The 19,048-nt window shown below is 70.3% G+C and carries 18 protein-coding genes and 2 pseudogenes; 15 read left to right on the top strand and 5 right to left on the bottom strand.

What is annotated here, in order from left to right; genetic code table 11:
• Positions 1-105: 105 nt before the first annotated feature.
• From ALLO2_RS02750 to ALLO2_RS28015, 5 genes and pseudogenes are all read left to right on the top strand, one after another.
• Positions 106-927 (top strand): TnsA-like heteromeric transposase endonuclease subunit, encoded by an 822-nt coding sequence (locus ALLO2_RS02750; RefSeq protein WP_011434955.1) that lies wholly within the window; start codon positions 106-108, stop codon positions 925-927.
• Positions 927-1,265 (top strand): hypothetical protein, encoded by a 339-nt coding sequence (locus tag ALLO2_RS23070; RefSeq protein ID WP_011434956.1) that lies wholly within the window; start codon positions 927-929, stop codon positions 1,263-1,265. Before ALLO2_RS02750 ends, ALLO2_RS23070 begins: the two co-directional genes overlap by 1 nt.
• 20 nt (positions 1,266-1,285) lie before the next feature.
• Positions 1,286-2,857 carry a Mu transposase C-terminal domain-containing protein gene (locus tag ALLO2_RS02755; protein WP_023839815.1) on the top strand — a complete coding sequence of 524 codons (1,572 nt, stop codon included), beginning with the start codon at positions 1,286-1,288 and terminating at the stop codon, positions 2,855-2,857.
• A complete protein-coding gene (locus ALLO2_RS02760) occupies positions 2,854-3,987 on the top strand; it encodes an ATP-binding protein (RefSeq protein ID WP_035729509.1) in 1,134 nt (377 codons plus the stop codon). Before ALLO2_RS02755 ends, ALLO2_RS02760 begins: the two co-directional genes overlap by 4 nt.
• Positions 3,988-3,991: 4 nt before the next feature.
• Positions 3,992-4,417 (top strand): annotated as a pseudogene (locus ALLO2_RS28015) (TniQ family protein); the annotation flags it as partial.
• A gap of 112 nt (positions 4,418-4,529) precedes the next feature.
• On the opposite strand, the gene ALLO2_RS26870 reads toward ALLO2_RS28015, so the two are convergent.
• The gene (locus ALLO2_RS26870; RefSeq protein ID WP_023839813.1) at positions 4,530-4,745 is read right to left on the bottom strand and encodes a hypothetical protein; all 216 of its coding nucleotides are present in this window, start codon (positions 4,743-4,745) and stop codon (positions 4,530-4,532) included.
• 620 nt (positions 4,746-5,365) lie between these two features.
• On the opposite strand from ALLO2_RS26870, the gene ALLO2_RS28020 reads away from it, so the two are divergent.
• On the top strand, positions 5,366-5,551 hold the full coding sequence (locus ALLO2_RS28020; protein WP_369807771.1) for a hypothetical protein: 186 nt from the start codon (positions 5,366-5,368) through the stop codon (positions 5,549-5,551).
• A 183-nt stretch (positions 5,552-5,734) separates the two neighbouring features.
• Here the strand turns inward: ALLO2_RS28020 and ALLO2_RS02775 are convergent, their stop codons facing one another.
• A complete protein-coding gene (locus ALLO2_RS02775; RefSeq protein ID WP_035729680.1) occupies positions 5,735-6,250 on the bottom strand; it encodes a putative immunity protein in 516 nt (171 codons plus the stop codon).
• Between the two features lie 98 nt (positions 6,251-6,348).
• Between ALLO2_RS02775 and ALLO2_RS02780 the strand changes: the two genes are divergently transcribed.
• On the top strand, positions 6,349-6,672 hold the full coding sequence (locus ALLO2_RS02780) for a hypothetical protein (RefSeq protein ID WP_023839810.1): 324 nt from the start codon (positions 6,349-6,351) through the stop codon (positions 6,670-6,672).
• Positions 6,673-6,864: 192 nt separating this feature from the next.
• Here ALLO2_RS02780 and ALLO2_RS02785 read toward each other — a convergent pair whose 3' ends face one another.
• Both ALLO2_RS02785 and ALLO2_RS02790 read right to left on the bottom strand, forming a co-directional pair.
• Positions 6,865-7,518 (bottom strand): class I SAM-dependent methyltransferase, encoded by a 654-nt coding sequence (locus ALLO2_RS02785; RefSeq protein WP_035729511.1) that lies wholly within the window; start codon positions 7,516-7,518, stop codon positions 6,865-6,867.
• Between the two features lie 131 nt (positions 7,519-7,649).
• Positions 7,650-7,814: pseudogene (locus ALLO2_RS02790) on the bottom strand (MerR family transcriptional regulator); the annotation flags it as partial.
• Positions 7,815-8,348: 534 nt separating this feature from the next.
• Here ALLO2_RS02790 and argS point away from each other — a divergent pair.
• Positions 8,349-10,373, top strand: coding sequence for an arginine--tRNA ligase (argS, locus tag ALLO2_RS02795; RefSeq protein ID WP_232234848.1), 2,025 nt, complete (start codon positions 8,349-8,351; stop codon positions 10,371-10,373).
• A 153-nt stretch (positions 10,374-10,526) separates the two neighbouring features.
• Here argS and ALLO2_RS02800 read toward each other — a convergent pair whose 3' ends face one another.
• Positions 10,527-10,778: a hypothetical protein gene (locus ALLO2_RS02800; RefSeq protein ID WP_035729516.1), complete on the bottom strand. Its 252-nt coding sequence runs from the start codon at positions 10,776-10,778 to the stop codon at positions 10,527-10,529.
• A gap of 189 nt (positions 10,779-10,967) precedes the next feature.
• Here ALLO2_RS02800 and hemL point away from each other — a divergent pair, with 189 nt between their 5' ends.
• The 7 genes from hemL (at position 10,968) to ccsB (ending at position 19,045) form a co-directional block, all read left to right on the top strand.
• A complete protein-coding gene (gene hemL / locus ALLO2_RS02805) occupies positions 10,968-12,326 on the top strand; it encodes a glutamate-1-semialdehyde 2,1-aminomutase (RefSeq protein ID WP_035729518.1) in 1,359 nt (452 codons plus the stop codon).
• Positions 12,323-12,970: a histidine phosphatase family protein gene (locus ALLO2_RS02810; protein ID WP_011434968.1), complete on the top strand. Its 648-nt coding sequence runs from the start codon at positions 12,323-12,325 to the stop codon at positions 12,968-12,970. Before hemL ends, ALLO2_RS02810 begins: the two co-directional genes overlap by 4 nt.
• An 89-nt stretch (positions 12,971-13,059) precedes the next feature.
• On the top strand, positions 13,060-13,929 hold the full coding sequence (locus ALLO2_RS02815; protein WP_232234849.1) for a putative RNA methyltransferase: 870 nt from the start codon (positions 13,060-13,062) through the stop codon (positions 13,927-13,929).
• Between the two features lie 212 nt (positions 13,930-14,141).
• On the top strand, positions 14,142-14,771 hold the full coding sequence (locus tag ALLO2_RS02820) for a TlpA disulfide reductase family protein (RefSeq protein ID WP_011434970.1): 630 nt from the start codon (positions 14,142-14,144) through the stop codon (positions 14,769-14,771).
• A 34-nt stretch (positions 14,772-14,805) separates the two neighbouring features.
• Positions 14,806-15,741, top strand: coding sequence for a cytochrome c biogenesis CcdA family protein (locus tag ALLO2_RS02825; protein ID WP_011434971.1), 936 nt, complete (start codon positions 14,806-14,808; stop codon positions 15,739-15,741).
• Positions 15,738-17,852: a cytochrome c biogenesis protein ResB gene (locus tag ALLO2_RS02830; protein WP_035729520.1), complete on the top strand. Its 2,115-nt coding sequence runs from the start codon at positions 15,738-15,740 to the stop codon at positions 17,850-17,852. Before ALLO2_RS02825 ends, ALLO2_RS02830 begins: the two co-directional genes overlap by 4 nt.
• Positions 17,852-19,045: a c-type cytochrome biogenesis protein CcsB gene (gene ccsB / locus ALLO2_RS02835; protein ID WP_011434973.1), complete on the top strand. Its 1,194-nt coding sequence runs from the start codon at positions 17,852-17,854 to the stop codon at positions 19,043-19,045. The genes ALLO2_RS02830 and ccsB overlap by 1 nt, the downstream gene beginning before the upstream one ends.
• Positions 19,046-19,048 lie beyond the last annotated feature (3 nt).

Raw genomic sequence — 19,048 nt, forward strand, 5'->3', positions numbered from 1 at the left:
GGTTCGCGGGGTGCCAGCCTCGGATAATCGTCATTTCGATCTGTAGGAACTCGCTGATTGCCGTGTTCTCTGGGGCCGCGGGTGTGGTCCGAGGTGTGCCCTGCGATGCATTGCGGCGGTTCCGGCCTCCTGGCGCCCTACCTTTCGGACATCGACGGTGAACTGGTCGCGCAGAAGCGGGCTTCGGGTTCGGCCTGCGCGGACGGGGAGGACCTGCCTGAGCCGGTCGTGTTGTTGCGCACGGCGGAGGGTGAGGTCGAACGCCCGATACGGAACGTTACGGCAGCGCAGGTGATGGCGGCTGTGCCGTGGCGGACGGTCCGAAGCGTGCGAGGGCAGCCGCATTTTCCGGGTTGGTACTGGTCTGCGACGACGGGCGGTCATGTCGTCTACGAGAGCCGGTTGGAGTTGGCGCGGCTGCCGGTCGCGGACTTCGACACGCAGGTGGTCGGGATCGCGGCGCAACCGTTCCTGCTGCGGGCGACGGTCGGTGGCCGGGTCCGCCGGCACGTGCCGGACCTCCTGCTGGTGCATGCGGATGGGGCGGCGCGGCTGGTGAACGTGAAGCCGGTGTCTCGGCTGGAGGACCCGGTGGTCGCCGAGGCGCTGCGGTGGCCGGGCGTCGTGGCGCGGTCGCACGGCTGGGCGTATGAGATCTGGAGCGGCACCGAGGCGGTCTATCTCGCGAACCTGCGGTTTCTGGCCGGCTATCGCAGGCCGGGTCTGCTGCCCGACGGGTTGACGGATGCCGTCGTCGCGGCGTTCCGGCCCGGTGACACGATCGGTTCGCTTGTCGGTCGCGCGACGCGGGAAAGCCCGGCGGGGCAGGTCAAGGCCGCAGCGCTGACGCTGCTGTGGCAGCGAAGGCTGTCGACGGACCTGCACCGTCGGCTGGGCGACGACAGCACGCTGGAGACGGCGCTGTGATGGCGCAGGCGCGGGTGGACGTGGCGGTCGGTAGCCGGCTGGCGCACGACGGCCGGTGGTGGACGGTGACCGAGCTGACGGCGGGCTCGGTGCTGCTCACCGACGTCGGTGGCGGGGTCCGGCAGGTCGGGCTGGCTCATCTGCTGGCGCATCCCAGCACCCGGCTGCTCACCGACGTCCCGGTCGACGCGGTGGCGGGCGTGGGCGCGGATCTGGCGGGCTTGAACGCGGCTGGCCGTGAGGCGCTGGCCGATCGGGTCGGGCACGTGCAGGAGGTCCGCACGGGGTTCCGGCGGGGCTGGTCGACGAGCGGTGGCGGCGGCGACAGACAGCGCTGAGCGTGGTGGATGGCCGCTGGGTGGATACGGCGCGGGGCGTGCTCGCCGAGTTCAGCCACGCGAGCACGCCGACTCAGGACTTGGTTCTCGCGGCGATCGAGGCTCGGCTTGAGCAGGAGCACGGCCCGGGGGTGGTGCGCCTGCCGGGTCGGACCCGGGCGCGGGCCCTGCTGCGGGAGCTGAGCCGCGGCACCAGCGCGTTCGGTGGAGCCAAGGGCCGGCGGGAGATCGCCGGTCGCCCGGTGGCGCCTTACGGGAAGCTGCGGGCGCACCGGCCGGGTGAGTACCTGCTGGTGGACACGACCAGGTTGGACGTGTTCGCGATGGAGCGGGTGACGCTGCGCTGGGTGCAGGCGGAGCTGACGGTCGCGATGGACCGCTACGACCGGTGCATCACCGGGCTGCGGCTGACCCCGGTGTCGACGAAGGCGGTCGACGCCGCGGCGGTGCTGTTCGAGTCGGTCCGTCCGTTGCCGGAGCCGGCGGCGGGCTGGGTGGATGTCCGCCCGCCCTATCACGGTGTTCCTGGGCGGGTGGTGGTCGATGTCGAGCGGCTCGTCGACGCCGGCGGCGTCCCGCTGTTGCCGTCGGTGGCGGCGGAGACCCTGGTGGTCGATCATGGCCGGATCTATCTGTCGGAGCATCTGCTGTCGGTCTGCCAGCGGCTGGGGATCTCGGTGCAGCCGGCGCGGGTCGCGCAGGCCACCGACAAGGCCGCGGTCGAGCGGTTCTTCCGCACGCTGCGCGAGCAGCTACTCGTCGCGCTACCCGGCTACAAGGGCCCGGACGTCCACCACCGGGGCGCCGACGTCGAGGAGCAGGCGTTCTACTTCCTCGACGAGCTCGAAGAACTCATCCGCCAGTGGGTCGCGGACTGCTACCACCGCCAGGCCCACGGCGGGCTCGTGGTCCCCGAGGTGCCGGGGCTAGCAGTGTCGCCGCTGGAGATGTTCGCCCACGGGGTGGCGCGCGCCGGTCATCTCCAGGTGCCCGCGCGGGCGGACCTGGTCTTCGACTTCCTGGCGGTCGAATGGCGCACGATCCAGCACTACGGGGTGGAGATCGGCGGGCTGCGCTACGACGGGCCAGCTCTGTCGCCCTACCGCAACCGGACCAGCCCGCACACCGGCGTTCACACGGGCAAGTGGCCGATCCGGGTCTATGCCGAGGACGTCAGCCGGGTCTACTTCCAGGACCCGGCCGACCAGCGCTGGCATGTGCTGCGCTGGGAACACGCCGACGCCCTGGGCGGGCCGTTCAGCGCCGACGCGCTCGCCTACGCTCGCCAGCTCGCCACCGCGACCGACCGGTTCCCCGACACCCGCCGGGCGCTGGCCCGGCTGCTGGAACGCTGGGACGCGGGCCTGGCCGGGAACCGGGCCGAGCGGCGCATGGCGGTGCGCCTGTCCGAACGGCGGCTGCGTCTCGTCGGCGACACGGCCGTCCCGGACGAACCCGCCCCGGCGGTCGCCTCGCCCGACCAGGACCGTTCGGCCGAGGAGACGGCGGGCGATGACGACCGCGACGACGAGCTTGGCGCCCCGTTCCCTGGCGAAGACGACTTCTACGCCGACGCGATGGAGATCGTGTGACCGCACCGCCGGACGGCGGCGAACGCGCCTACAGCCTGTCGACGAAACAGGGATGGACGACGTTCGTGACCGCCCCGGACCGGCCACGCCCCGAAGCGTTGGACCGCGCCGGCCTGGCGGCGCTGTCGGCGACGGCGCGGGCGGACTACGACGAGCAGCGCACGGTCTGGCACGCCAACCTCGGCCCGATCCGCACCCCGCAGATGCGGGCTGTCCACGACGACCTCGATGACATCGTCGAGGCCAACCGGCAGGACGGCGACAAGGTCAAAGGCGCCGCGGTCATCGACGCGTTCCCCGGGCTGGGGAAGTCCACGGTCGCGCAGACGTTCGCCCGCGGCTTCCACCAGCGCCAGCTGGCCCGCTACGGGCCGACGACCACCGGCGGCCATGAGCGGGTCCCGGTCGCGCACGTCTGCCTGACCTCGTCGACGACGAAACGCACGTTCAACACGATGCTCTGCCGGTTCTTCCACCTGCCCGGCTCGGAACGCGGCAACGCCGAGCACCTCGGCCACAAGGCCGCCGATGCGGTCCTGGCCTGCGACACCCGGCTGATCGTGATCGATGACGTCCACTTCCTCGACCCGCGGCGCGCCGACGGCCGCGATGTGGCGAACCATTTCAAATATTTGGCGAACACCTTCCCGGTCACGTTCCTCTACGTCGGTGTCGGGATCATCCGCCGCGGCCTGCTCGCCGAGGGACTCGGCCCGTCCGAGGAGGAGCTCGCGCAGAACGGCCGCCGGTGGACGACGCTGTCCGTCGACCCGTTCGAGATCGAGACCGAGCCGGGCCGGCGCACCTGGCGGCGGCTGCTCCTGGCGATCGAGAAGAACCTGATCCTCGCCGAGGGCCATCCGGGGATGGTCGCCGACGACCTGTCGGACTACCTGTTCGCCCGCAGCACCGGCCACTTCGCCTCGCTGATGACGCTCATCGCCCGCGGCTGCCGCCGCGCGGTCCGCACCGGCCAGGAACGGCTCACTCCCGCCTTGCTCGACCAGGTCCGCAACGACGCCGCCGAAGCCGCCCGCCAGGAACTGCACGCCGCCTTCNCCCNCCGCCGGCTGACCAGCCGACCCGCCAGCACCCCACGCGCCGAGCCGGCGCTGCCGGCGGCGGGATAAGCCGGTGGTCGACAGCATCCCGATCCGGCTGGCCCCGCTGCCCGGTGAGGACCTCGACAGCTACCTGCACGCCTACGCCCGCCTGCTGCACGCCGAGGTCTCCGACATCCTCACCCTCGCGGGCCTGGCAGGTCAGCCGAGCACCGAGAAGCTCGGCCACCGGCCCTGGACCTACCGGCTCGACCCCGTCGAACGCGCCGCGCTCGCCACCGTCACTGGCCTTCGGCCACAGACTCTCACCGCGATGACCCTCGCCCGTTACGACGGCACCGGCCTACTCGGCGGTATCCGGCCGACCGGACGGCCCCGGCCGCCCCGCTGGTGGAACCAGCTCAAAGGATCACGGTTCTGCCCCCGGTGCCTCGCCGGCAACGGCGGACGGTGGATGCTGGCCTGGCGGCTGCCCTGGACCTTCGCCTGCACCCGTCATCATCTTCTGCTCGTCGACACCTGCCTCGCCTGCGGCCGGGCTCACCGCCCCGCCCTTGACCAGCCGCCCCGCGGCCCCGGGACGGTGCGACACGACCGGCCTGCCGCTCCCGTCACACCCGCGCGGACGCCAGCCGCCCGCCTGCACGGCCCCACCCGCCGACACCGACGCGGTCGCGCTGCGTCCCGATGGTCCGATCGTCACCGCGCAACGTCACGTAGACAATCTGCTCGCCGAGCTCGGCCGCAGCCATCCTGGCACCGTCGCCCGGCCGGCGGGTGTCGCGCAGCGCCTCGACGACCTGCACGCCGTCGCCTTCGACACCCACGGCGCCCCCATCGATTACGCCCGCCGCCGGCGATGGCGACGCCTGCGCCAGCCTGACTTCGACGAGACCGCCTGGCGCGATCGCTTATCTGCACGACCGCGCCGCACACATCCTGCGCCGCGGCAGGGTCGACGAACCTGTCACCTGGGAACCGCCCTTCGACTGGATCACCGGCATCACCTGGCCCGGCCTCGACCCCNCCCGCGTGCACCGCCGGGAACTCTGGGCCCACCGACCCCGCCCCCATCGAACCGCCCCACACTGTCCAGCCCCCGACCATCACGGAGCCCACCCAGCTGTCCGGGCGCGCGATCCTCGCCGCGGTCGATCCCGCCTGGCTACGCGAGCAATACGAAGTCAAGCGACGACACTTCGCCGACATCGCCGCCGAGCTCGGCATCCATGGCACCGACGTCAGCGCCCGAGCACGCGCCCTCGGCATCCCCNCCCGCCGCGGCACCGCCGCCCACACCCACCCCCTGGCCCCGCACGGAGGACCCGACGCGTTCACCCCGCTGACCTGGACCGTCCTCGACGGCCGAGGCGCCGAACAGCGTGTCCGCAGACTGCTCGCCACCCCCGGCCACGCCCACCTCCGCGACGCCGCCCGCGCCCTCGGCATCCGCACCGACGCCCTCAGACGGCAGATCCACCACCTTGAACACACCGTCGGCGCCGCACTGCTGCACACCGACGATCAAGAACACCTCATGCTCACCCCGCACGGCGAACACCTCGCCCACACCCTCCTGCCCATCCTTGATCTCCTCGACCGCACTCGGAATCCGGGGAGGACACCCTCCTGACCCACTCCGTCATGACTGTTCCTGGGGCGCGACGCCACGGGCATTCGTGATGAACCGGGTTAACGTCCGACGTCGTCGAGGAGGAACTCGCCGCCCCGGCCGAGGGCCGGTTCCGCATCGAACCGCTGATGTTCCACCTCGCCGCATCCCGTCCTCAGACAGGCCACGACGGTCGCAGCAGTGTCAGCCGTCGAACACTGACCAGCAGATGTCGTTGCGCAGTCGCTGATCGTCCAGAACCAGTTCGCGAATCGCGTCCGGGAGCTGTTCTCGCTGCCAACGGCACTCAAGCCGTGCGGCGGCCTCAGCTTCGCCGGCGGGCGCCGCCGCCCGCGCGGCCTTGATCGCGTAGGCCGCGGCACCGAGTTCGTGTGCGGCGACATGGGCGNCCNCCCCGGCCTGACCGGCGGCGAACGCCGCGTGACGAGCCGCTCCGCTCATCACCNTGGCGGCGGCCATGGCATGGCCGCCTGCCGAGCGGGACTGGGACATCGTGATCTCGCCTCGCGACCAGGCTCGAATCTGCTCGATCGCATGGCGGGGCCGGGGGTCCGACGGCTGCACCGACTCGAAGAGGTACAGAACGTGTTCTGCGCAGGCTGCCGCCCACACGGCCAGGAGCTGATGATCGGAGTCCGTGAGCGTGCCCCCACGGCGAACCGTGATGAACCGGGGGTCCCGCTCCTTGGGGAGGATCACGGGTTCCACCGTACGGCCACGCAGACATCGCAGGTCTGCCCGCAGACAGCGACGAACCGGCGGGCCCGATGGGACGATGGGTTCGAAGGAGGGGCAGCGTGGACGACCCGCATGTACATGTCGAGTGGGCCGTGCCGAACGCCAGCGCCGATCTGCGCGCGGTGACGGCATCAGTGTTCGGGCTCGTCGGCGACGCACCTCACGCGGTGCGGACGGGATGCGGCACGCAGGTCTCGTATGCCTCGACCTCCACCCATCCCGAACGTGTCACCTGCCTGCCGTGCCGGGACTACGCGCGAGACCGCTACCTGCGCTACGCGACCAGGATGGAGGAGTCAGCGATCCTGCCAGGCGGCGGTGATGTTCAGGACGTCCTCGCCGCGGCACGCAGACTGCGCGACCTCGCCGATCGGTTCACCTGACACCAGGTTCTGCATCACGACGAACAGCGCCTCCGCCGCCTCCTGGATCGCCAAAAATGGCCAAGTAGACGCTGCCCGTCGGCCCCTCCTCTGGCCGCGCCGAGCGACGGCGAGGGGGCCGGTTGCCTGAGGATGGGCTGTTTCGGATGTGAGGTGGTCTCGGTGCCGGTACGGGCGTAATCCGGTGGAGGCCTACGTCTGCTGGGGGCGGCGGGCCAGTAGCTGGGCCTGTCGGCCTCGTTCTTCGTCCGTCGGTGCTCGTACCAGCTGGGCGACCTCGACCAGTCCTGCCTGCCGTGCCAGCTCGGTGAGGTGGTCGGGCGGCCAGCGGTACGCGCCGGTGACCCGGTGGTCATAGGCGTGCACCCCGGCCGCGGGCTCGTCGGTGGCCAGAAAGCCGAGGAGCAGGTGGCCGCCGGGTGCAAGGAGGCGGTAGATCTCGGCGAGGATGGCGGGGATGTCGGCGGGCGGGGNGTGGATGAGCGAGTAGCGGCACAGGGCGCCGCTGAGGATGCCGTCCGGCAGGTCCAGCGCGGTCATCGTGCCCACCTCGAAACGCAGCTGTGGATGTGAGCGTCGAGCGATAGCGATCATCTTCGGTGACAGGTCCACGCCGAACACGTCCAGCCCCAAGCGGTGCAGGTGGGCCGTCGCATAGCCGGGCCCGCAGCCGAGGTCGGCGACCGGGCCGGGCAGGGGGCGCGTGAGGTCGGCGAACGCGGACAGCAGCGCACGCTCCAGCGGCTGGCGGTCGAGCACGTCGGCGAATAGCTCGGCATACACCTCGGCCACGCCGTCATACGCCGCCGCGACGGTCGTCAGATAGTTCGGGGCAGACTCGGCCATGGCCGATCATCCTAGGCGTGCCCCGGCTGGCCAACTACGGTGGCCAGCCGGGGCGCTGGCGCTGGCCAACAACCGCGACCTGCCAGCTCGGAGTGGCCAAGTAGATCCGTTTCCTACAACGGTCTAGGGATCGCAGATAGATGCCCGATCCGTTGAAGCCGGGCCAGGTCGTCGCTGCTGTAGCGGCGGGTCCCGCCGTCGGTGCGGGCCGGCTCCAGCAGCCCGCGCCGCTCGTACAGACGCAGGCTCTGCGGGTCCATCCCGACCAGATCGGCGGCCACCGAGATCCCGTACACCTCTCACCAGGCCCCGGGATGGCCAACGTCGCGCGATCCCTACAGACGGCGGGCTGTGGGGATCGGAACGGCCGCATTGTGCCGATCGCCGGTTCGGGGGCGCGGAGGGGTACGGACGTCCGAGCGAGTCTGGAAACGATCAGAAGCCTCGACTGGTGTGACGTCCGCCACTTTCACGGAGCGTGAAAACCTGCGTCGACTGGGTCGCTTGGGGGAGGGGTGGTGGAAGTTCCATCGGCACCGTCCCGGCCCGCGGCCTGAACCAACACCGCCGGGGCCTCGTCGGCTGCGTGCTGGCCCAGCCGCTGCACTCGTCCTCGCCCGGGTCGGACAGGGCGCTGGCGGACCGGGGCCGAGCGATGCTCCGACTGAGGGCTCGGATCGGCTGTGCCAGCCCGGCCACCGTGCCGACGAACCGCCACGAAATCGTCCGCACGAAGCCCAACGCCCAACATGAGGAACGGGCAAACACCGCCTCCACCAGCCAATCTATGCCGCCCTGATAAACTCTGAGCCGTGAATATGCTTGCCCAGGTGACCTCCACGCGTAGGCGTGATATCGAAGATCTCCGCGACCGGGTTCGCGGGTCTCGCCCCGCGGCCTTTCCTTCGTCACGCGACTATCCGCTGGCAAGGCTAAGTGCGATCGTCACGCAAGCATTGCAGGAGAAGTTTGCGCGTTCCGATCTCACGGCAGAGATCGAGTTGATCTCCCGAGAGAAGTTCGGCGCCGACGTGACGGTTAAGATGCCGATGCTCCTTAAAGAGGCGGGCGCGAAAGAGTTCGTTAGGACCTACATTCCGCGGGCCATCGAGGCCCTGCAGGTCGAGGAGCTCAAGAAGGTAATTTCCGAGGCCACCGCCAAAGGCATCTACATCAATCTCACGCTGTCCGATAACTGGCTGGCGCAGGCCGTCCAGGGGATCAACAGCCTTGGCGATAGATTCGGCGAGAACGACAGTGCCGCCAGGCGGACCCTCATCATCGAATACTCGTCGCCGAACGTCGCGAAGAAGCTTCACGCCGGACACGTCCGATCAACTATCATTGGGCATGTGCTCGGCAATCTACACCAAGCATGCGGTGCGCTCGTATACCGGTTGAACCACATCAATGACTTCGGCGGATTCGGTTTCATGCTGGAGGGGTTTCGCCGTTTCGGCGATATGTTTCCCGCAGCCATGACCGAGAACGATCGCCTGCTGGAGATCTACGCCATCCGCCGCGCGCTGGAGAGGGTGGTTGCCTCCGGCGGAGGGCTGGGCGGCGCCAGCGAATCGGACGCCGCCGTGCTCCAGCGCTATTTCCCGGGCGTGGACAGCAAGGATGCGCTTGAGTCTGCGTTCAAGGGTTACGTGGAGGCGTCGGATGCCCGCTTTGCGAGGCTGGAAGGCGGAGACTCCGAGGAGGTGGAACTCTGGTCCAAGATGGTGGACTGGAGCCTTGCAGATTTCCGTTCTTTCTATGAAGCACTCGACATCCACATCGACTTCACGATCGGTGAAAGCTTTTACTTCCAGGCCGGTAATGAGGTGATCGAGACCGCTCTGCGCGACGGCCGGGCATTCGAGTTCACGGAGAGTCGCCTGCGCGAGGAAATCGCCAAGATCGAGCAGGCCATGTCTGCCGGTGAGATCACCTCCGCCGTTCGCGACCGGACTGTGGAATTCGCCCGGAAGGATCTCGGAGCCATCGTCGTTCCTCTTCCAGGAAACGAGCGGTTCGTGGTCCGCAGGTCGGACGGCCGGAGCATCTACGCGACACGCGACGTCGGAGCCATCAAGCTCCGCCGTGATATCTTCGACCCGTCCGGCATCTACTATGTCGTGGGCCAAGAGCAGCGCGTCCATTTCGCGCGGCTCTTTCAAGCTGTCGAGGTCCTGGGCATCGCAAGCCGTGACGAACTGGACCTCCGACACATCTACTTTGGCTTCTACGTCGATGAGAAGACTGGCCGGAAGCTCTCAAGCCGAGACAGCGTCGCCGGAGTAAACGATCTACTGAAAATGTCATTCGAGCACTTTTGGAAGAGGTCTGCGGAGCGCGGCACGATGACGGAGGAGGAACTCTCCGTCGCCGCCCAGCAGTTGGCGGTCGGCTCGCTCGTCTTCAACGACCTCAAGCAGGACATGAAGACGACTGTCGCCATGGCTCGCGGAGATCTTTCTCCGACCTTGACGGCCTTCGAGAAGTCAGGAGGACCGTATGTTGTCTACACCGCATGCCGCGCACGGGCAATCCTACGGAAATGGGGCAAGCCCGTGCCGAGTCTGGTTGACCTGACACATTTCGAGGTCAGCGACCAAGAGGCGCAGCTCATTCTCAGGTTGCAGGAGTTGCCTAGCAAGATTACCAGAGCAACAGGCGAGGATAGCCCGGCCATTCTCGTCCGCTATCTACTGGATCTGGCAGCACTCTACAATTCCTACTATACGACCTCGCCGGTCCTTGCGGGTGAGGCCGCCAACGAATTTCGACTAATGATCACTCGGGCTGTTCAGTACACGCTGGTTAACGGACTGCGTCTCTGCCACGTCGAGTGTCCCCCGAAGATCTGACGTGTAGTACCCCGAAGACGGCGTGCCGCGAATTCTGAGGTTATCAGACGGGCCCACGGGCGAGTATTACCTGCCTCGGCGAGAAGCTCCTCATCCCGCGGCCGTCCCGAGACGGAATCCGTCCGGCGTGGGCCAGGCTTGCCTCAATGATCCCTAATGATCATTGACTGGAGTGGGTCGTGTGGGCGGCGTACCGGGCACCATTAGGGCAAGCAGCACCAGGACAACCACCAGGACAACCACCAGGACAACCATCGGGACAACGTCGTCGTCTTCCTTGTAGCCCTCGCGGTAGTCCTCGCCCATCGAGATCGGGCCGACCGGCGGTGGATCGCCGAACGCCGGGGCCTGGGAGGGACAGCGGCCGACCGACGGCCGCGGGTGTCCGGGGAGGACCGGGCGCACGAGCCGCCGTCGGTGGGCGGCCGGGGCAGACCCCCGTCCACCGGCGGCTTCCAGCGATGGCTTCCAGCGATGGCTTCCAGCGATGGTGGCGGGTGGGNCAACGCGGAGCATGGACCGGGGAGGAGGACGCGGCGTGCCACCGGACACGCGGGGCGCGGGAGGCGGAGCCGACCTGCGAGGATCGTGGGCATGGTGGTTCCGTCTGCCGCGCCGGCATCCGAGGAGCTTTTCCGGCGCGCCGAGCGTGTTGTTCCCGGTGGGGTCAATTCTCCGGTCCGAGCCTTCCGTGCCGTCGGCGGCACGCCGCGCTTCATGGTGGCGGGCAACGGCCCCTATCTGACCGATGCGGACGGGCGTACCTACATCGACCTGGTGTGCTCGTGGGGGCCGATGATCCTCGGGCATGCCCATCCGGCCGTCGTCGAGGCGGTGTCGCGCGCCGTCTCGGTCGGCACCAGCTTCGGCACCCCCACACCGGGGGAGGTGGAGCTCGCGGAGCTGATCGTCGACCGGGTCGGCCCGGTCGAGAAGGTGCGCCTGGTCAACTCCGGCACCGAGGCGACGATGAGCGCCGTGCGACTGGCCCGGGGTTTCACCGGCCGGTCGACCATCATCAAGTTCGCCGGCTGCTACCACGGGCACGTTGACGCGCTGCTCGCCTCCGCCGGTTCCGGAGTGGCGACCCTCGGGTTGCCGGACACCCCGGGAGTCACCGGCGCCGCCACCGCGGACACCATCGTTCTGCCCTACAACGATCTCGCGCTGGTCGAGGCGGTCTTCGTCGAGCGCGGTGAGACGATCGCGGCGGTCATCACGGAGGCCGCCGCCGCCAACATGGGGGTCGTCCCGCCGCTGCCCGGCTTCAACGCCGGGTTGCGCCGGCTGTGCGACATCCACGGCGCGCTGCTCATTCTCGACGAGGTGATGACCGGGTTCCGCATCTCACGCGCCGGCTGGTGGGGCAACGAGGGCGCGATCGAGGACTGGTCGCCGGACCTGTTCACCTTCGGCAAGGTGATGGGCGGCGGGCTGCCGGCGGCGGCCTTCGGCGGGNGGGCGGACGTGATGGCCAGGCTCGCACCCGCCGGCCCGGTGTACCAGGCGGGCACGCTGTCGGGTAACCCGATTGCCGTCGCCGCCGGACTCGCCACCCTGCGGGCCTGCACCGATGAGGTCTACGCCACCGTCGACACCCGCGCCGCCGACGTGGCCGGGATCGTCTCAACCGCGTTGACCGAGGAGGGCGTGGCCCACCTGCCGAGCAGCGCCGGATCGCTGTTCAGCTTCTTCTTCACCGACGCCGCCACCGTGGTCGACTACGCCGGCGCCCAGGCGCAGAACACCGCCCGGTACGCGGCGTTCTTCCACAGCATGCTCGACGCCGGGATCTACCTGCCGCCGTCGGCGTTCGAGGCGTGGTTCGTCTCGGCCGCGCATGACGACGAGACGGTGGAGCGGATCGCCGCGGCGGCACCGGCGGCCGCACGTGCCGCCGCGGCGGTACCCGAACCGGTGACCGTCTCCGCCTCTCCCGAGGGGCGGGCATGACGGAGCCGACTTCGTTGACCCGGGTGCATCTGGTCCGCCACGGCGAGGTCTTCAACCCGGAGAAGATCCTCTACGGCCGGCTGCCGGGGTTCCGGTTGTCCGACAAGGGCCAGCAGCAGGCGAAGGTCACCGCCGAGTTCCTCGCGGAGCTGGACGTCGCGGCCGTGGTCGCGAGTCCGCTGGATCGTGCCCAGCAGACCGCTGCGCCCATCGCCGCGGCGCACGCACTCGCCGTCCAGGTCGACCCGCGGCTGATCGAAAGCCGCAACGCCTTCGAGGGCAGAACGTTCGAGGCCGGCCCGGCGGTGGTCCGGTACCCCGCCCTGTGGCGCCTGCTACTCAATCCGTTCCGCCCATCCTGGGGCGAACCGTACGACGAGATCGCCGCGCGGATGCTCGTGGCCGTCGTGGAATGGCGCGACGCCCACCCCGGTCGGCACGTCGTGCTCGTCAGCCACCAGCTTCCGGTCTGGACGGCTCGGCGTGCCCTGGAGAGAGTGCCCCTCTGGCACCGTCCCGACCGGCGGCAGTGCGGGCTGGCGAGCGTCACCACGGCCGTCTACCGGGACTCCGAGCTCGTCGGCGTCGAGTACGCGGAGCCGAACGGGCCGACCGCGAACACGCCTGGATCGGTCGGCGCCTGACGAACTCCACCGGTCCCGAGTCACCGGCGCCGGCCGTCGCTGCCCCGCCGGCCGTCGCTGCCCCGCCGGCCCTCGCGGCCCTGCGGGCCGTGCTGCCGTTTCTGCGCTGCCCCGTGTGCGGCCACGCGCTGCACCCGGCGGACAGATCCCTGCGCTGTCCCGCCGGGCACGACTTCGACGTCGGCCGCGGCGGCTATGTCAACCTGCGCACCGGCCGGACTCGGCGGGTCGTCGGCGACAGTGCCGTCATGGTCGCCGCGCGGGNGNCCTTCCTCGGTGGTGGCCACTACGGGCCGCTCACCGCCCGGCTGGCCCAGATCGCGCATCCCGTCCCCGGGGGGCCATTCGGGCCGCCCGGTCGGGTGATCCTCGACATCGGTGCCGGGACCGGGCACCATCTGGCCGGCGTGGTCGGTGCGCGACCGGACGCCGTCGGCCTCGCCGTCGACGTCTCCAAGTACGCCCTGCGTCGCGCGGCGCGTGCCCATCCCCGGATCGGCGCGGTCTCCTTCGACGTCGCAGCCCCCTGGCCGGTGGCCGACCACGCCGTCGCCGTGCTCCTCGACGTCTTCGCGCCGCGCAACCTGGCCCAGATGCACCGGGTGCTGCGCCCCGACGGGCTGCTCATCGTCGTCACCCCCGGGCCGGGCCATCTCGCCGAGCTGCACGGCCCGCTCGGACTCGTCGGGATACAGACGGGCAAGAGCGACCGGCTCGACGAACGGACCACCGGACGGTTCGAGCCGATCATCGTCGAGCACGTTGACGTTCCGCTCACGCTGAACACCGAGCAGATCGTCGACCTGGCTCTGATGGGCCCGACCGGCCATCACCGGGCGCCCGACCAGCTGCGCCGACGGGCCGAAACCGCCTTCCCCGGGAGCGCCACCGTCACGGCCCGTTTTCAGATCCGCGGTTACCGTCCGCTCCCGGTCCCGCCGGTGGCCGGCGGCCGGTGAGGCGGCGGAACGGTGCCCGCCTGGCAGATGAAGCCCACAGGTGTCCTTCGTCGAGAAGCCCATGCGCGTCTCGCGGCCCCTCCACCTACCCTGAGTTGAGTTCTACAGTTGGTCGTAGACAGGTTCCCGGGTGGGAAGGGGCAGGGCACATACTGGTTCGCGTGGCGGAGAAGGGATGGCGGTCCGCGTCGGATGACAGGTCGGACCCGCCGGTGACAGGCATTGCCCCGATGCGGCGGACGCGCCGGGCCTGGTCGGCCCGCCGTGTCCGCCGGGCGGGACGCATCGCCTTGGCCGCCGTGGCGCTCGCGGCGGCCGGGCTGCTGGCCGCCTGCTCCCCCGGGGCGAACTCGGTCGACGCCACCGGTGGTGGGGGCTACGGCTTCGTCCAGCAGGCGGCCGGGCAGGACTTCGCCGCCCCCGGAAACCGGCATCCAGCACCCCCCCTGTCCGGTAAGACTCTCGACGGGACCTCCCTCGACCTCTCGTCCTACCGAGGGAAGATCGTTGTGATCAATTTCTGGGCCTCGTGGTGCGCTCCCTGCCGCGCGGAGACGCCAGGCCTGGTCCAGCTGGCCAAGGACAACCCCACGGTGGCGTTCCTCGGTGTCAACGAGAAGGACACCGTCTCCGGTGCGAAGGCCTTCACGCAGGACTTCGGCAGGTCCTACCCGAGCATCGTCGACAAGCTGGGCACCCTCGCCGCGGGCTGGCCGGTCGCTCCGGGCCTCCCGTCGACGTTCGTGCTCGACCAGAACGGGCGGATCGCGGCCCGGTTCACCGGTGGTGTGCTGCCCGACGACCTGAAGCCCGCGTTGAGCCGTCTGCAGGCCGAGGCGTGAGCGGGCACCGTTTGCCCGGGGCGGAGGACCCGCGGTGAGCGTGGTCGGGCTCATCACCGACGGGCCGGTCCTGCTCGCCGCGCCGGTCGCCGCCGCGGCGGGACTGCTCTCTTTTCTCTCCCCCTGCGTCCTTCCGCTGGTGCCGGGCTATCTCAGCTTCGTCACCGGCCTGTCCGGGGCGGAGCTTCAGGATCGTTCGAGGCGAGTTGCCGCCACCCCGGGCGGGCTGCCGGGCCGGGCACCGGCGATGCCGGCGGTGTCCGTAGCGGTGCCGGCGGTGCCGGGCATGGCGGTGGCCGGCGGGGCGGCGGTCTCCGGTGCCCTCGCCCGGGACGACGAGGGGACCGGGTCGCCCGGGCCGCGGCTGTACCGGCTGCGCGCGGGTGGGCGGGTCGCCGCGGGCACGGGTCTGTTCGTGCTCGGCTTCACCGCGGTCTTCGTGTCCTACGGCGCGGCGTTCGGTGGGCTCGGGCAGTGGCTCACCCGCCATCAGGTCGGCGTCAGCCAGCTTCTCGGGGTTGTCACCATTGTGATGGGACTCGCGTTCGCCGGCGTGTTCTCCCGGCTGTCCTGGGCGAACAGGGAGTGGCGCATCCACCGGTTGCCGGCGCCCGGCCTGCTCGGCGCGCCCGTGCTGGGGGTGCTCTTCGGAATCGGCTGGACGCCTTGCCTCGGCCCGACGTTGTCGGCCGTCCTGGGGCTGGCGGTGACGAGCGCGACGGCGCAGCGGGGAGCGTTCCTCTCCGCGGTGTACTGCCTCGGGCTCGGGCTGCCGTTCCTCGCCGTCGGACTGGCTTTCCGACGTGCCGTCGGCGCCCTGCGGGTGCTGCGACGGCATACCCGCATCCTGACCCTGCTCGGCGGCATGCTGCTCGTCACGGTCGGAGTGCTTCAACTCACGGGGGAGTGGGCNGACCTGGTTGCGAACCTACGGCCCTACGCCCCCGGCTTCTCGGAGACGCCGCTGTGACCTCCTCAACCCGTTCGAACGCCCGGCTCGCGCCTGCGTCCGGAACCGTCGATCCCGCAGCACTCGCCGTCGATCCCGCGCCACTCGCCGCCGGGTCCGTCGACGTCGAACCCATCGACACCGTCGAGGTCGAGTCCGACCTTGAGAAGTCCGACCTCGATTCCGCCGTCGAGTCCGCGGGATTCGACTCCGACGCGGCGGCCAGCGCGCGCCGTCTGCCCGAGGGGCACGCCGACGCCCGCGCCGCCGCCCCCGAGGCGTTCGATCCGCCGGACAGCGCGGCCGGTCCGTCGTCCGACGACCCCGGTACGCCGACCGGCGGACCGGGGCGCGCTCCCGGCGCCGGTGGCCGGTTCACCCGGCATCCGGCCCTTGCCCTCGCCGTCCGGTCCTGGCGTCAGCTCACCAGCATGCGCACCGCGCTGCTGCTGCTGTTCCTGCTGGCCCTGGCTGCCGTGCCCGGATCGCTGCTGCCGCAACGCGCCATCAACCCGATGCGGGTAGAGCAGTACCGCGCCGACCACCCCACCCTCGGTCCGCTGCTCGACCGGTTCTCCGGGTTTGACGTCTTCGCCGCGCCCTGGTTCGCGGCGATCTACCTGCTGCTGTTCATCTCCCTGATTGGCTGCCTGTCGTCCCGGATCCGCTGGCATGCCAGGGCGCTGTTCACCGCGCCGCCGAAGGCCCCGGCCCGGCCCGGCCGGCTGCCCGGCGGCAGCGCCTGGACGAGTCCGATGGAGTCCGCCGACGCGATGGCGGCTGCCCGGCAGGCGCTGCGCCGACGGCGCTTCCGGGCCACGGCCACAGCTGGGGAGGCCCACGACGCGAAGGGGACTGCCGACCACTCCGTCGCCGCGGAGAAGGGGTACCTGCGCGAGACCGGCAACCTCGTCTTCCACATTGCCCTGGTGGGGCTGCTCGCCGCGGTGGGCTTCGGTTCCTGGTACGGATACTCCGGGACCGTGCTCGTCGTTTCCGGGAGCGGGTTCGCGAACACGATCATCTCCTATGACCAGTTCAACGCTGGTCAGCGCGTCGACACCGCGAAGCTGCGTCCGTTCTCGCTCACGCTGGACCGGTTCAACGCCACGTTCCAGCCAAGCGGCCAGCCGTCCGACTTCCGCGCCGACGTCACGTATGCCGCCGCGCTGAACGCCCCGACCCGCAAGGCGACCATCCGCGTCAACCATCCGCTGGTGATCGGCAACGCCAAGATTTACCTCATCGGGCATGGATTCGCCCCGCACTTCGTGCTTCGCGACGCCGCACGCAAGGTCGTCTGGGAGGCGAACGTGCCGTGTACCCCGCGGGACGGCATGTTCACCTCAACCTGCACCGTCAAGATCCCCGACACCGGACTGCCCGCGCTGGGCGTCCGCAAGGAGCCCCAGCAGCTGGCCTTCAGCGGCGTGTTCACGCCGNCCNCCCGCCTCGACCCGACCCAGGGATACGTCTCCGCGTTCCCCGCCGCCCGCGCGCCCGGTCTGACGATCACGGGATTCGTCGGCAACCTCCATCTCAACGAGGGCATTCCACAGAACGTCTACACGGTCGACACCCGCGACCTGCGCCAGATCACGATGACGGGTCCGGCGGGCAGCGAGCGCACCGCGCAGGTCCTGGCCCTCGACAACCCGCGGCAGCGCACCCTTACCGGGCTACCCGGCGGGATGAGCCTCGAGGCCGACCGCGTAGCCGAGTTCGCCACCTTCCAGGTCAAGTCCGACCCGTTCAAGGGTGAGGCGTTGCTCTTCGCGGTCCTCATCATCGTCGGGCTGATCGCGAGTCTTCGGGTGCGCCGCCGCCGGGTATGGGTGCGGGCCCGGCCAGCGGCCGCCGGTGGGTGCACGGTGGAGATCGGTGGGCTGTCCCGCTCCGACGCCGACGGGTTCGCCGTCGAGCTGGCCCAGCTCACGACCCTGGTCCGCGAGGCCACCGGGCCCGCGGGCACCGACCGGTCCGTGCCGACCGCCTCGGAATCGAGCGGCGCCGAACCAGCCAGTACCGAACCAGCCAGTACCGAGCCGGGCAGTACCGAACCCAGTAGTACCGAACCGGGTGGCACCGCAGCCGGCGATGCCGCGTCGAGTGCCAGCGAACGGGAGCACTGATGGCGGTCAACGAGGGCGTAGCCAGCCTTTCCGATCATCTGTTTGGCAGCGGCGAGGCGGTGTACGCCACGGCGATGCTCGGCTACGCGGCCGAGTTCGCGTTCAGCCGGCTCGGCCTGCGCCACGACGTGGCTCAGGAGGCGGCGGCCGTCCCGGCACGGCAGGGGGCCGGGCTGCCGGCAGCGCTGATCGGGGCGGCGGCCGGCGGGATCGGCGGCGCCGCCGATCCCGCCGAGGCGGCCGGCCCGACCGACGGGGCCGCGACCCCGATCGACCCGTCCGACCCCGCCGCCGTGGCCCTCGCTGCGGCCCGGGCCCGGGAGATCGAGGCTGTCCGGCGGCGGGCGAACGCCGCGCACACGCTGGCCGCCGGTAACGACGGCGACGTGGCGGTTCCCGCGCGTGCCCGGTGGATCGGGCGGATCGCCGTCGCGCTGACGGTCGTCGGCTGGACGCTGCACCTGGGGTCCGTCATCACTCGTGGCCTCGCGGCGGACCGGGTGCCCTGGGGCAACATGTACGAGTTCTCGTCGATGATCTGCCTGATCGCGGTCACGACGTTTCTCGCCCTGATGATCCGGCAGCCGGTCCGGTGGCTGGGCGTCTTCGTCATGCTGCCGGTCGTGCTCTCGCTCGGTTTCGCCGGCACTGTGCTCTATGTCGCAGCGGGACCGCTGGTGCCCGCGCTCAACTCGTACTGGCTCAAGATCCATGTGGTCGGTGCGATCGTCGCCAGCGGGGTGTTCCTGGTCTCCGCCGTGACCACGGTGTTGTTCCTCGTCAAGGAGCGTTGGGAAAATCGGCTGGCCGAGGTCGCGGCCGGACGGGCTGACGCGAGCCAGGCCATGCAGCGCCGGGGCGGCATCGTCATGCGCCTGCCGTCGTCGGCGGCGCTCGACACCCTGTCCTACCGGGTCATCGCGTTCGCGTTCCCGATCTGGACCTTCGCGATCATTGCCGGGGCGATCTGGGCGGAATCAGCATGGGGCCGCTACTGGGGGTGGGACCCCAAGGAGACGTGGTCGTTCATCACCTGGGTCTGCTACGCCGCCTACCTGCACGCCCGCGCGACGGCCGGATGGCGTGGGCGGCGGGCCGCGGCGATCTCGCTGCTGGCCTTCAGCGCCCTGTTCGTGGACTACTACCTGGTGAATCTGGTCATCTCGGGGCTGCACTCCTACGCCGGCATCTGACCC

Source organism: Frankia sp. Allo2, assembly GCF_000733325.1.
GTDB lineage: Bacteria > Actinomycetota > Actinomycetes > Frankiales > Frankiaceae > Frankia > Frankia casuarinae.